This window comes from Promicromonospora sp. NPDC110617 (assembly GCF_055598465.1).
Genome location: NZ_JBVKBM010000008.1, coordinates 74,061 through 86,762, shown reverse-complemented (window position 1 = coordinate 86,762; position 12,702 = coordinate 74,061). Strand labels below are relative to the sequence as shown.

Annotated in this window: 14 protein-coding genes; 6 read left to right on the top strand and 8 right to left on the bottom strand. The window is 74.1% G+C overall.

Annotated elements, in window-relative coordinates:
- Window positions 1–20: 20 nt before the first annotated feature.
- The 5 genes from ACZ7LE_RS27740 to ACZ7LE_RS27720 form a co-directional block, all read right to left on the bottom strand.
- The gene (locus ACZ7LE_RS27740; RefSeq protein WP_470406433.1) at window positions 21–1,415 is read right to left on the bottom strand and encodes an RNA polymerase sigma factor; all 1,395 of its coding nucleotides are present in this window, start codon (window positions 1,413–1,415) and stop codon (window positions 21–23) included.
- Window positions 1,412–1,756 carry a YciI family protein gene (locus tag ACZ7LE_RS27735; RefSeq protein ID WP_470406432.1) on the bottom strand — a complete coding sequence of 115 codons (345 nt, stop codon included), beginning with the start codon at window positions 1,754–1,756 and terminating at the stop codon, window positions 1,412–1,414. Before ACZ7LE_RS27735 ends, ACZ7LE_RS27740 begins: the two co-directional genes overlap by 4 nt.
- Window positions 1,757–1,766: 10 nt before the next feature.
- Window positions 1,767–2,111 carry a YciI family protein gene (locus ACZ7LE_RS27730; protein WP_470406431.1) on the bottom strand — a complete coding sequence of 115 codons (345 nt, stop codon included), beginning with the start codon at window positions 2,109–2,111 and terminating at the stop codon, window positions 1,767–1,769.
- Window positions 2,112–2,228: 117 nt separating this feature from the next.
- A complete protein-coding gene (ilvA, locus tag ACZ7LE_RS27725) occupies window positions 2,229–3,488 on the bottom strand; it encodes a threonine ammonia-lyase (protein WP_470406430.1) in 1,260 nt (419 codons plus the stop codon).
- Window positions 3,489–3,517: 29 nt separating this feature from the next.
- Entirely contained in the window at window positions 3,518–4,774 is a 1,257-nt protein-coding gene (locus ACZ7LE_RS27720) for an AI-2E family transporter (RefSeq protein WP_470406429.1), read from the bottom strand.
- 224 nt (window positions 4,775–4,998) lie between these two features.
- Here ACZ7LE_RS27720 and ACZ7LE_RS27715 point away from each other — a divergent pair, with 224 nt between their 5' ends.
- From ACZ7LE_RS27715 to ACZ7LE_RS27705, 3 genes are all read left to right on the top strand, one after another.
- On the top strand, window positions 4,999–7,368 hold the full coding sequence (locus ACZ7LE_RS27715; protein WP_470406428.1) for a M6 family metalloprotease domain-containing protein: 2,370 nt from the start codon (window positions 4,999–5,001) through the stop codon (window positions 7,366–7,368).
- Between the two features lie 89 nt (window positions 7,369–7,457).
- Window positions 7,458–7,937, top strand: a complete 480-nt coding sequence (locus tag ACZ7LE_RS27710) for a hypothetical protein (protein WP_470406427.1) — start codon at window positions 7,458–7,460, stop codon at window positions 7,935–7,937.
- A complete protein-coding gene (locus ACZ7LE_RS27705) occupies window positions 7,934–8,482 on the top strand; it encodes a TlpA family protein disulfide reductase (protein WP_470406426.1) in 549 nt (182 codons plus the stop codon). The genes ACZ7LE_RS27710 and ACZ7LE_RS27705 overlap by 4 nt, the downstream gene beginning before the upstream one ends.
- Before the next feature lie 28 nt (window positions 8,483–8,510).
- Here the strand turns inward: ACZ7LE_RS27705 and ACZ7LE_RS27700 are convergent, their stop codons facing one another.
- On the bottom strand, window positions 8,511–8,963 hold the full coding sequence (locus tag ACZ7LE_RS27700) for a helix-turn-helix domain-containing protein (RefSeq protein WP_470406425.1): 453 nt from the start codon (window positions 8,961–8,963) through the stop codon (window positions 8,511–8,513).
- Window positions 8,964–9,095: 132 nt separating this feature from the next.
- Entirely contained in the window at window positions 9,096–9,695 is a 600-nt protein-coding gene (locus ACZ7LE_RS27695; protein ID WP_470406424.1) for a YdeI/OmpD-associated family protein, read from the bottom strand.
- 113 nt (window positions 9,696–9,808) lie between these two features.
- Here ACZ7LE_RS27695 and ACZ7LE_RS27690 point away from each other — a divergent pair, with 113 nt between their 5' ends.
- Window positions 9,809–10,372, top strand: a complete 564-nt coding sequence (locus tag ACZ7LE_RS27690; RefSeq protein ID WP_470406423.1) for a hypothetical protein — start codon at window positions 9,809–9,811, stop codon at window positions 10,370–10,372.
- On the opposite strand, the gene ACZ7LE_RS27685 is transcribed toward ACZ7LE_RS27690, so the two are convergent.
- Complete coding sequence (locus ACZ7LE_RS27685; RefSeq protein WP_470406422.1) at window positions 10,363–11,136, bottom strand: metallophosphoesterase family protein; 774 nt, start codon at window positions 11,134–11,136, stop codon at window positions 10,363–10,365. The two genes, ACZ7LE_RS27690 and ACZ7LE_RS27685, sit on opposite strands and share 10 nt — an antisense overlap.
- A 145-nt stretch (window positions 11,137–11,281) precedes the next feature.
- Here ACZ7LE_RS27685 and msrA point away from each other — a divergent pair, with 145 nt between their 5' ends.
- Both msrA and ACZ7LE_RS27675 read left to right on the top strand, forming a co-directional pair.
- Window positions 11,282–11,968 carry a peptide-methionine (S)-S-oxide reductase MsrA gene (msrA, locus tag ACZ7LE_RS27680; RefSeq protein WP_470406421.1) on the top strand — a complete coding sequence of 229 codons (687 nt, stop codon included), beginning with the start codon at window positions 11,282–11,284 and terminating at the stop codon, window positions 11,966–11,968.
- Window positions 11,969–12,057: 89 nt separating this feature from the next.
- Window positions 12,058–12,660 (top strand): pentapeptide repeat-containing protein, encoded by a 603-nt coding sequence (locus ACZ7LE_RS27675; RefSeq protein ID WP_470406420.1) that lies wholly within the window; start codon window positions 12,058–12,060, stop codon window positions 12,658–12,660.
- Window positions 12,661–12,702: the final 42 nt, after the last annotated feature.

Genomic DNA, 12,702 nt, shown 5'->3' with positions numbered 1-12,702 from the left:
GCACCGACCTGACGGACCTGTCAGACGTACGGATCACTCCGGTGACCTGTGCGACGGACAGGTCCGTCGGCGTCTGACAGCTCCGCGAGCCGCCGGCTCAGAAGCTTGCGGTCGCCCTCCCGGTCCACCTGGTCCAGGGCCCGGCGGTACTCCGCGGCGGCCTCGTCCGGCCGCCCCGCCCGGCGCAGGAGGTCGGCCCGCATCGCCGGGAGCAGGTGGTAGGCCGCAAGCTCGGGCGCGGACGTCACGGCGTCCAGCTCGGCCAGGCCCTCCTCGGGCCCGCGCAGCATCCCCACCGCGACCGCACGGTTGAGCGCCACCACGGGCGAGCGCGTCATGCCGAGCAGGACGTCGTAGAGGGCCGTGATCTCGGCCCAGTCCGTCTCCTCGGCCGACGGCGCCCGCACGTGCAGCGCCGCGATCGCCGCCTGCACCTGGAACGGGCCCGCCCGACGTCTCGCGAGGGCTGCGTCGAGCACGTCCAGGCCCTCGGCGATCTCGTCCTGCCGCCAGAGCGAGCGGTCCTGCTCCTCCAGCAGCACGGGCACGCCGTCCGGGTCCAGGCGGGCGTCACGCCGGGAGTACTGCAGCAGGAGCAGGGCGAGCAGCCCCGACGCTTCCGGCTCGTCGGGCAGCAGCCGGGCGACGAGCCGGGCCACGCGCACGGCGTCGTCGGCCAGCGCCCGGCGCGCGGCGGCCCCCGCGACGTCGTCCGCGGGTTCGGCCCACGCGTCGTAACCCTCGGTGAACAGCACGTACAGCACCGCGAGCACCGCGGAGACGCGCTCGTGCAGCAGCTCGGGCGGCGGCACCCGGAACGCGATGCCCGCGGCGCGGATCTTGCGCTTGGTGCGGGTCAGGCGCTGGGCCATCGTGGCCTCCGGCACGAGGAAGGCCCGCGCCACCTGCGCCGTCGTCATACCGGTGAGGGAGCGCAGCGTGAGCGCCACGCGGCCCTCCAGCGGCAGGGCCGGGTGGCAGCAGGTGAAGACCAGGCGCAGCAGGTCGCCGTCGGGCTCCTCCGGCCCGACGGCGTCCCACGCCGCGCCGTCGAGCGTGCTCACTGCCGCGTCGCCCACCGGGTCGAGCTCGGCCGCGCCGTCGTCGGCCCCGGGCACCCCGCCGGCCCGGTAGGCGAGCCGGGCCGCGGTAGCTGTCTTCTCCCCCTCCACCTTGCGGCGCCGCAACCGGTCCAGCGCACGGTTGCGGGCCGTGGTGGTGAGCCAGGCGCCCGGGCGGTCGGGGACGCCGTCGCGCTCCCACGTCCGCAGCGCGACCGCGAACGCCTCCTGCGCGCAGTCTTCCGCGAGGTCGAGGTCGCCCGTGCTGCGCGCGACGGCGGCGAGCACGCGGGCCCACTCGTCCCGGAAGGCGGCGGACACGGCGTCGCCCACGGACGCGTCGGCGGTGCTCATGCCCCGGACGGCTCGTCGTCGACCGGCCAGTAGGGATGGACTTCGACAAGGCCGTCCCGCGCCCCGGGGTACGACGCCGCGATCGCGAGCGCCGCGTCCAGGTCGGGCGCCTCGATGATGTCGAAGCCGCCGATGATCTCTTTCGACTCCGTGAAGGGGCCGTCGGTCACGATGGACCGGCCGTCCCGCACGGCGACCCGCCGCGTGTCGGCGGCGGGCCGGAGGCGCGAGCCGGTCACGCGGGTGCCCGACGCGTCGTGGTCGGCCACCCAGCGGTCGAGGTCGGGCGTGGGGCCGCGGTCAGGGACGTCGGGCTCGATCGTGAGCATCAGGTAGCGCACGGGTGATCCCTCAGGCCTGGTCCAGCTCGAGCGGCCAGAAGGGGCGCAGCTCGATCGCGCCCGTGTGCGCCATCGGGTGGGCGACGGCGATCCGGATGGCCTCGTCGAGGTCGGGGGCGTCGAGCACGTCGAAGCCTGCGATGACCTCCTTGGTCTCGGAGAACGGGCCGTCGGTGACGACCACCTCTCCGGCGCGGACCTGCACGCCCACGGCGTCCGCCGGCGGGCGCAGCCGGTCGCCGAGCACGGCGCGGCCGGTGTCGTAGGTGTCCCGCACCCAGTCCTCGATCGCGGGCACGTTCTCCGGCGCGGCGGGGGCGTCCGGGGTGGACAGGACGAGCATGAGGTAACGCATGGCGTGCTCCCTTCCGGGGCGGTCCCCGGTCACATGGTGGCGCGGCCGGTCGGCCGCGTCACCCTGACGACGAACGGGAGCACGCCCGCACGACACCCGGACCCGATCAGGCTCGGGTCAGAACGCGGCGACCTCGTATCCCTCGGACTCCAGCCGCTCCACGACGGCTGCCCGGTGCTCCTCGCCCTTGGTCTCGAGCTGTAGGTTGACCGACACCTCGGACACCGAGAGCGAGACGTCGGTGCGCGTGTGGTCGACGGCCACGATGTTGGCCCCTGCCGCGGCGATGGTCTCCACCAGCTTCGCGAGCGCCCCGGGCTTGTCCATCAGCCGCACCTGCAGCTTCAGGTACCGCCCCGCGGCGACCAGGCCGTGCTGCACCACGCGGAGCAGCACGAGCGGGTCGATGTTGCCGCCGGACAGCACCGCGACGACCGGCCCCTGGAACACGCCTGGCCCGGCGGCCATGATCCCGGCGACCCCGGCCGCGCCGGCCGGCTCGACCATCAGCTTGGAGCGCTCCAGCACCGCGAGCAGGGCGCGCGAGAGCTGGTCCTCGGTGACGGTCCGGACCTCGACGCCCTCCTTCTGCACGATCCCGAACGGCACGTCGCCCGGCAGGCCCACCGCGATGCCGTCGGCCATGGTGGCGCCGAGCGTGCCGGCCATCGGCTTGCCCGCCTTCAGCGAGCCGGGATAGGCCGCGGCCGACGCCGCCTGCACGCCCACGACCTTGACGTGCGGCGCGGCCTCGGCCAGCACGGCCGCGATCCCGGCCACCAGCCCGCCGCCGCCCAGCGGTACGACGACGGTGGCGACGTCGGGCACCTGCTCCAGGATCTCCAGGGCGACGGTGCCCTGGCCGGCCACGACGTCGACGTGGTCGAACGGGTGGATGAGCACGCGCCCGGAGCGGGCCGCCTCGACGCGCGCGGCGGCGAGGGCCTCGTCCACGGAGGTGCCCACCATCCGCACCTCGGCCCCGTACCCGCGGGTCGCGGCGACCTTGGGCAGGGCCGCGTCCACGGGCATGTAGACGACGGTGTCGATACCGAGCATGCTCGCGGCGAGCGCGACACCCTGCGCGTGGTTGCCGGCGGAGGCCGCGACGACGCCGCGCTCACGCTCCTCGGGCGACAGGCGCGCGAGCCGCACGTAGGCGCCGCGCACCTTGAACGAGCCGGCGCGCTGCAAGTTCTCGCACTTGAGCAGCACCTTCGTCCCGGCGATCGTGGAGAGCGCACGGCTCTCGGTCACGGGGGTACGGGTGATGACGCCGTCGAGAAGCTCGGCGGCAGCCCGGGCGTCGTCGGCGGACACCGTGAGGTGGCCGCCGTAGGACTCCAGGTCGAACGGATCCAGTGGCACAGCGCGCATGTTGCCCGACTGCGCCGCCAGATGCACGTTCAGCGCTTCGGATCACCCTCCGGCGCGGCCGGTTCCGCGTCGGTCGAGACGTCCTCGACGGCGTTCTCGGCCACCACGCCGGGGCTGCGGCGCAGCCGGAGCGGGATGGGCGGGATGGGCGGGGCGTCGGCGGCACGCCATCGAATCGGTAGGGCGTCCTCGTCGCCGAGCTCCGGGAACTTGTCGTGCCCGTTGAGGTACAGGATCACGGTGTTCAGCAGGGCGGCGAGCGGCACGGCGAACAGGGCGCCGACGATGCCGGCCGCCAACGACCCGGCGGCCACCGCGAGGATCACCGCGACCGGGTGCAGCGAGACGGCCTGGCCCATGAGGAACGGCTGGAGCGCGTGCGACTCGATCTGCTGCACCAGCAGCACCACGCCGAGCATGATGAGCGCCGCGACCCAGCCGTTGGAGACGAGCACGACGACGACGGCGATGGCTCCGGTCACGATGGCACCGACCACGGGCACGAACGAACCGACGAACACCAGGATGGCGATCGGCAGCGCGAGCGAGGGGACGAAGAACACCGCGCCGATGCCGATGCCGACGGCGTCGACCGCCGCGACCAGGATCTGCGTCCGGGTGTAGGCGGCGAGCGTGACGGCGCCGCGGCGCCCGGCCTGGTTGACCCGCTCGCGGGCGGACCGCGGCAGCAGCCCGACGATCCAGCCCCAGATGCCGCGCGGGTCGTACAGGAAGAAGAAGGTGCAGAACAGCGCGATCAGGGCGCCCACCAGCACGCTGCCCGCGGTCGCCGCGGCACCCAGGGCGCCGCTCACGATCGCGCCCTGCTGCGCCTCGAGCTGGTCGAGGATGTCCTGGCTGTAGCTGTCCAGCTCGTTCTCGAGCCCGAACGTGGCCGAGAGCTGCGACCACAGCTCGTTGAAGCCGCTGATGGCCTGCGTGCGCAGGTCGGCGAAGCCGTTGGCGATCGACTGCCCCGCCAGCGTGATCAGGCCGGCGACCACCAGGACGAGGCCGATCAGGGAGAGCCCCGCGGACAGCCCGCGCGGGACCCGCAGCCGCTCGTTGAGCACGCGCCGCACCGGCGTCAGCATGATCGTCAGCAGCAGCGCGACCGCCACCGGGACCACGATCGTCTTGAGCAGCGCGAGCAGCCACAGGACCGCCGCGACGAACGCGCCGATCAGCAGCATGCGCCACGACCACGAGGCAGCGGCCCGGATGGCCGGCGGGACGGCGCCCGACTCGTCGGTGGGGGGCGGCGCGGTGGTCTGGCTCGACGTCACGCTTGTCTCCTCGGTCTGCGGCACGGACAACACCCTAGGGGAGCACACCGACACCCCGCAGGCGCGTTCACGCGCCGCACGGAAGGTGCACCGGGCGCACACGGATCCGACAGATGTCGGAGCAACGCTCGACACCTGACCGATGACGCCGCGCGCACGCGCTCGTAGCCTCGCGGCACGGCCCGGTCCGGGTCGTGCCACGGACGATCGGGAGGGCGACCCGCATGAGGCTCCGACGAGGCACACGACCGGCACCGACCAGCGCGACCGGCGGCGGGACCCGCAGCAGGGCCGCCCGGCGCACCACGGCCGTCGCGGCCGCCGCCGCGCTCGCCGTCCCGCTCACCCTGCCGCTGGCGGGGGCGACGTCGACCGCGGAGGCGACCGGTCCGGCGTCGGGCAGCCCGATCGCGGCGCCCGACCCGCAGGACTGGACCGACCAGGCCGAGATGACCTGGGAGGACTACACCCCGGTGCGGCCGGCGGAGTGGGACTCTGCGGAGACCTCGTCGGGCAGCGACGTACAGTACCGCACGGCGGTGATCCTGCTGGAGTTCGAGGACCAGCCGTTCCTCATCACGCAGGATCCGCAGTCGCACCCGTTCGGCAACCCCGCGAGCGGTTTCCAGCCGGTGGCGCCCGGCGACGTCAACCAGTGGTTCTACGACTACTACGCCACCCCGAACGAGTACAACGGCGGCCAGACCCTGCACGGGTACTGGATGGAGGACAGCCACGGCCGGATCGGCGTCGACGTCGAGGTGTTCGGTCCGTACGAGCTGCCCGGCAAGCTGCACGAGTACGGCTACGACCCGTCGTTCAACGCGCCCGTCGAGGAGTTCTGCCCGCAGGGCGACGAGTGCGGGAAGAACATCCGGCAGGCCGGATTCGCGGCCTGGCACGAGGACCTGGGCGGCTGCGCGGAGCAGCTCTGCGGCTTCGACAACGCCTTCTGGGTCACGGCGGGGCACGACGAGACCTCCACGTGGGAGGAGTTCGGACAGATGATGTTCGAGTCGCCCGAGGACGTGCCGGACGCGCTGGGCCCGCCGCGCGGCCCGGACGGCGAGGCCCCCCTGAACCAGAACGGCGACCCGATGCCGAACTGGGCGCACACCCGGTACGTGGAGTGGACGTCCTGGCAGTCGGCGGCCAACCACTGGCCCAACGCGAGCGGCGGCACCTCCACGCAGGCCGAGAGCTCCGGCCTCGGCGTGTTCGCGCACGAGTTCAGCCACCTGCGCAGCCTGCCCGACAACTACAACAACCCGTTCGCCGACAACACCCGCGCCTACACCGGCTACTGGGAGATGATGAGCCGCGGCTCCTTCAACGGCCCGGGCGGCACCCACAACCGGTGGCAGATCCCGAACGCGGGCGGCTCCGCCCTCGGACCGCACCACATGCTCCACTTCAAGCAGGACCTCGGCGTCCTCACCGAGGAGGACCAGGTGCTCCTGACCCGGTCGGGTCTCGCGGAGCAGGGCGTCGCAGTCGCGACGCTGCAGGCCCGCTCCGCGGTGCCGGCCTCGCAGGGCGGCGCCGGCAAGGTGGGCCTGGAGGTCGCGCTCGACGGCGGGTACACCGCCGGCCAGTGCGCCGCGGACGTGCCGGAGGACACCGACTTCTGGTGCCCGGACGGCACGGCTTGGACCGACTACACGATGGAGGTCGTGGACCGCGTCGGCAACGACTCGTTCACCGCCGGCCACGGCGTCCTGCTGGCCCAGAACCAGCCCCGGAGCACCCCGCGCGAGTGGGTCGTCGACGCCAACCCCGCGGACATCGGCCGCATCGACTACTACCGGCCCGACGGCACGCCCGTCCCCGTGGTGCGTGGCGACCCCCGCCAGCTCGACGACGCGACGTTCCACGCGGGAACCGGCTCGGGCAGCTCCTTCGAGTACGTGGACGAGCCGAACGACCTGCACGTGTACGTGCTGGACGCCGCCCGCGACGCCTCCGGCACGCTCACCTACGACGTCGCCGTGCGCAACCGGCAGGCCTCGGGCGCGTTCGAGCGCGGGGCGCGGCTCGGCCGGGCGGAGCAGCACCCTGTGGGCGCGGGCACGACCCTGGTGAACGTGCCGCTGCGGAACACGGGCGAGGCGGGCGAGGGCGTGCACGACTCCGACGTGTACCGGGTCTCGGCGTCCGTGCGGGGCCGCGGCTGGGACGTGGCGCTGCCGTACGAGGTGACGGCGGTCGAGGCGGGCGGCACGCTGCCCGTGGCGGCCTGGGCGACGGCGGCCGACGGCGCGGCGCGGTCCGCGACCCTGACGCTCACCGTGACCAGCGAGTCCGACCCGTCCGTGTCGCGGACGGTGCGCGTGCCGCTGCGCGCGCAGGCGCCCACCCTGCACTCCCTGTCCGACCTGGTGGACGACTACCGGGAGCGCGGCGTGCTCACCCGCGCCGAGGCCCAGCGGCTGACGGCGCTGCTCCGCGTCGCGGCCCACGCGCACGGCGGCGCGGCCGACGCGGCGCTGGCCCGGTTCGCACAGGACGCCGCCGGGCTGGCCGACGTCGGGCAGCGCAACCTCGCCGCCGCGGCCCTCGCCGCGGCGGCGGGCGACCTGCGGGCCGCGGGGTGAGCTCGCTGGGCGGGCGTGGCCACTGGCGGGGCGGGCGTGGCCACTTCGGTCCGTTGCACCGAGATCGGTCCATCGCTGGACCGATCTCGGTGCAACAGACCGAACTCGCAGGAGCCACCGGGTGGGGGGCCCGGGCGCGGCGGGGACGTCTGGTCGCCGCCGGGCTCGGCGTCTGCCTGCTCGGGGTGGTGGCCGGGTGCTCCGGCGGTGCCGCGGGCGCCGGGGAGACGCAGGCCGTGCGACTCGTGGTGCCCGACGCGAACATCCGTGAGCCCGCCGACCCCTGCTCGGGTGCCCGTGCCTTCCGGTACGCGCACCCGGAGGCGCCGTACGAGCTGGTGGCCGACGGCGATGTGCTCGCCGCCGGTGCGCTGCCCGAGGGCCGGGCCGAGAAGGCCTTCTCGATCGACCTCGGCGCCGCCCGGCAGCCCACCGTGTGCGTCATGTCGATCGAGGTCCCGGCCTCGGTCGACCTGGCGGGTGCCGAGCTGACGATCGACGGCCACGGCCCCGTGCCCGTGGTGCCCAACCCCGCCCTCGACGACGCGCCAGAGGCGGTGCTGCGGTGAGGCGCGCCCTCACGGCGCTGCTCGCGGTCGGCCTGGTGACCGGCGTCCTCGCCGGCTGCGCCGGGACGCCGCGGGGGCAGCTGCCGGGACCGGTCCCCGCGGGCGTCGAGTTCCGGTCCGTGCCCGACGACGCGCCTCCGGCGCCCCCGCTCACCCTGGAGCTGACCGACGGCACCACCCTGGACCTGGCCGAGCAGTGGGCCGAACGCCCCGTCGTGCTGGTGTTCTTCGAGACCTGGTGCACCCGGTGCGCGGGGCAGCAGGGGCCGATCAACGACGTGGTCGAGGAGTACGAGGACCAGGTGCTGTTCCTCGGCGTCGCGAACCTCTCGGACCCCGACGACGTCGCCGCCTACGTCGAGGAGAACGACATCACCTATCCCGTGGCGGTGGACCCGACCGGCGACGCGTGGCTCAGGTACGCGGTCGCCGAGGCGCCGCTCGTGGCCCTGGTCGGCAAGGACGGCGGCCTGCTGCGGGGCTGGCCCGAGGGAGTCACGGGCCGCGAGCTCAGCACCACCGTCGCGGAGCTGGCGGTGCGCTGACGTGCCGGTGCGCTGACCGCCGGACCCGTCACACGCCCGGCGCGGCCGCCTGGTCCGGGAGCCGTCCCGCCGCCCGGGCGACCCTGAGCGCCAGGTGCAGGGCGAGCCGCTCGCCGCCGTCCTTGAGGTCGGCGCCGGCGAGCAGCTCGACCCGCTGGAGCCGGTAGTACAGCGAGGTGCGGTGCAGGTGCAGCGCCTCCGCCGTCGCCCGCGCGCTGCCCGCGAGCTCCAGGTACGTCTCCAGCGTGCGCAGCAGGAGCGCCGCCTCCGGCAGGCCGAGCAGCGCCTCCAGGCCCGGGTGCACGCTGGCGCCGTCGGCGGCCAGCCGCGCGGCCACGACGTCGAGCGCGTCGGCCGCCGTCGCGCTCCGGACGGCGGGAGGAGCGGGACGGGCACTGCCGGGCGGCGCCCCGGGAACGGTGGGAACGAAGGTGACCAGCACATCCCCCGACTCGAGCCGGAGTACGACCTCGCTGTCCACGGCCCTCCTCGGTCTCCGCGCGGCCAGGAACCGGCGTCGCCAGGTACCGCCGCTGCCAGAGACCCTAGTGATTCCGCTCAGCGGATCTCAAGGTCGCTTTCAGGGCAGCTCCCGGGCAGATCGCGGCCGCGGTCAGTCCTCCAGCTTCCGCTTCTGCGGGTAGACCGTCTCGCCCCGCTCCAGCATGCCCACGAACTTGGCGATGTTCCGCTCCCGGGTCTCCGGCTTCTTGACCCCGGTGATGCGCAGGAGGATCGCGAACCGGTTCTGGGCGGTGAGGATCGCGAACATCGCCGCCGCCCGCGGGCTGGCCGCGAGCGCCTCGGCGAGGTCGGGCGGCACCTCGATGTTCTTGCTGCCCTCGTAGGCGACGTCCCAGCGGCCGTCGGCCTTGGCTCTGTCGACCTCCTGCTGGCCGCGGGGGCGCATGCGCCCCTCGGTGGTCAGCCGGGCCACGATGCGCACGTTCCGCGCGGACCAGCGGCTGCGCGACCGGCGCGGGCAGAACCGCTGCAACGACGTCGTGTCGTCCCGGCTGCGGCCCTGCGCGTCGATCCAGCCGCTGCACAGCGCCTCGTCGAGCGCGGCGTCGTAGGTCAGGGTGGTGGGGGCGTCCTTGCCCTTGCGCGCGAGGATCAGCCAGACGCCGTCCGACGTCTCCTCGTTCTCGTCGAGCCAGGCGCGCCACGCGGCGACGTCGGTGAACAGGACCTCGGTGTCGGTGTCGGCCATGGGCAGGACGCTACGCCGGACCACTGACATCGCCACCGACACCCGCACCGGCGGCGACACGGCCACCGCCGACGGCGCTGACGCCGGCGGGCCGCGGAGTCTACGGTGGCGGCATGACCACCTGGCAGATCAGCACGGCCGCGGGCGATCCCGCGCGGGTCGCGACGGTCCTCCCCGGCAGCGGGTACACCACGCAGGGCCCGCTGCTCTGGTACTCCGCCAAGGCGTTGCGCGCGGCCGGCTGGACCGTCCGCACGTTCGCCTGGGACGAGCTCTCCCCGGACTGGGCGGATGCCCGCCGGGCCTACGGGGAAGCGCTCCGCACCGCTCCGGTGGCCGACGGCGGCCGGCATCTCGTGGTCGCCAAGTCGCTCGGCTCGTTCGCCCTGCCGGTCGCGGCGGACCTCGGCCTCCCAGGGGTCTGGCTGACGCCGGTGCTCACGGGCCACGCGTCCGAACCGGTCCGGGCGGCGCTCGCCGCCGGGACGGCGCCGGCGCTGCTGGTGGGCGGCACGGCGGACCCGCTGTGGGACGGCGGCGTCGCGACCGCCCCGGGTACGGATGTGCTGGAGGTCGACGGCGCGGACCACTCGCTGGAGGTGGGCGACTGGCGCGTGTCGCACGAGATCCTCGCCCGCGTCACCGGGGCCGTGGAGCGCTTCGCGGGTCAGCGCTGAGCCGCCCGCCCGTCCCGCGGGCCGAATGCCCGCAGCGCGTCGACGTCGCTGTTGGCCGACGTCACGTACTGCCGCGCCCACTCCTCCGCCGCCGGGTAGGCGCTCCCGGCGGCGACCGCCGCGACGGCCGCCTCGACGTCGACCGGGGTGTGCCGCAGCTCGACCTGGCCGTCGCGCAGGAGGGCCCACGAGCCGCCGGCGCGGCCGTACGGCATACCGACGCTGCCGGGGTTGACGCACAGGCGCCGGTCGACGAGCCGGACGAACGGCATGTGGGTGTGCCCCATGACCACCGTGGTCACGTCGGCGTCGAGGCCCCCGAGCACGTCGGCCCAGCGCTCCAGCGAGGAGTCGACGAGCACCACCTCCTCGTCGTCGCGCGGGGTGCCGTGGCAGAACACGACGCGGCCGAAGCCGCGCACCGTCAGCTCGACGGGGTGCGGCAGGCCGGCGAGCAGCGCGACGTCGTCGGGCCGCAGCCGGGAGGCGGCCCACGGCGCGACCGGGTCCGGGATGTCGGTGGCGCCGCCGCGCGCGAGCGCCACGAGCTCGCGGTCCGCGTTCCCGCGGACCAGCACGCCCCGCTCGCCCAGGGCTCGGAGGCGGTCCAGGACCTCGACGGGCTGCGGCCCGGCGGCGTGGTCGCCGGTGACGACCACGCGGTCGGCGGCCGCCACGTCAGGTTCCGCGAGCACGGCCTCCAGGACGGGGAGCACCCCGTGGACGTCCGACAGGACCGCTACCGTGGAGACCTCGCTGCTCATGTGCCGACGATGGCCTGCGCGGGCGCGCGGTGCCACCCGATCTGCCGACGGCAGAAGGGTTTCGGCCGGAACACCGCCGCTCCCGGCCGTGTTGTGATGGACAAACGTGCCACCGCACGAATCAGACCCAAAGGATGTGTGTTCGATGACCTTTCTGAACTCGCTCTTCGGCCCCGGCTCCGGTTCGAGCAAGACCACCATGGTGGCCCCCGAGGACGCCCTGCCCGGCCGCTCGGCACCGGTGCTCCAGGCCCCGCGCCCGCACACCGTGCTCGGCTCGTCGATCACGGGTCCGTGGGAGCCGGGCACGCGCGTGCTCTACCTGGCGATGGGCTGTTTCTGGGGCGCCGAGGAGATCTACTGGCAGGTCCCCGGTGTCGTGAGCACCGCAGTCGGCTACATGGGCGGCACCACGCCCAACCCGACGTACGAGGAGGTCTGCACCGCGCGGACCGGCCACACGGAGACCGCGCTCGTGGCGTACGACCCGGCCAAGGTCAGCGAGGCCGAGCTGCTCAAGATCTTCTGGGAGCGGCACGACCCGACGCAGGGCTTCCGCCAGGGCAACGACGTGGGCACCCAGTACCGCTCGGGCATCTACTGGACCACGCCGGAGCAGGCCGAGGCCGCGCAGGAGACCGCGAAGCGCTACGCCGAGGTGCTGAGCGCCAAGGGGTACGACGCGATCACCACGGAGATCGCCCCCGCCGCCGAGGCCGGTCCGTTCTTCTACGCCGAGGACTACCACCAGCAGTACCTGTCCGACGCGAAGAACCCGAACGGCTACCGCTGCCACGCGACCACGGGCGTCCCGTTCCCGGACGCCGCGTGACCGTCTGACGGCTCGACCGCACCGACCCAGCGCCCCCGCCGCCCGCAGCGGCGGGGGCGCTGTCAGTGGGTACCCGTAGGGTCGACCGCATGATCCGGATGCCCGCCACAGAGCTCACCGTCAGGGGCGAGGACTGGTACGCCCGCGACCTGTCGGGCGAGGACCACATGGCCACGCTGTTCGCCGACGTGGACCTGACCGAGGCCACCGGGACGGGCGCCACGTTCGACTCGTGCGTGTTCCAGGGCGTGCGCTTCAACAGCGCCCACCTGACCGAGCTCGCGTTCACCTCGTGCGTCTTCGACGCCTGCGTCTTCTTCGACACCACGCTGGAGCGCTGCAAGCTCGTGGGCTCGCAGTTCAACGACTGCCGGTTCGACCTGCTCAAGGTCGAGGGCGGCAACTGGTCCTTCACCAACCTGCACCGCGCGGCGCTGGCCGGCGCCCAGCTCGACGGCGTCCGCCTGCGCGAGGCCGACCTGTCCGGGATCAAGGCGAACGGCGTCGTCCTGGTCGGCTGCGACCTGTCGGGCGCGGACCTCCATGAGGCCGACCTCACCAATGCCGACCTGCGGGGCAGCGACCTGTCGACGCTAAACCCCCTGGCGGCGAACCTCACCGGCGCGGTGGTCGGCGAGGCCCAGGCGATCCTGCTGGCCGAGCGGCTCGGCCTCGTGGTCCGGCCGGACTGAACACCGTCCGCGCGTCGGTGAACCGACCAGTGATATCGGTTC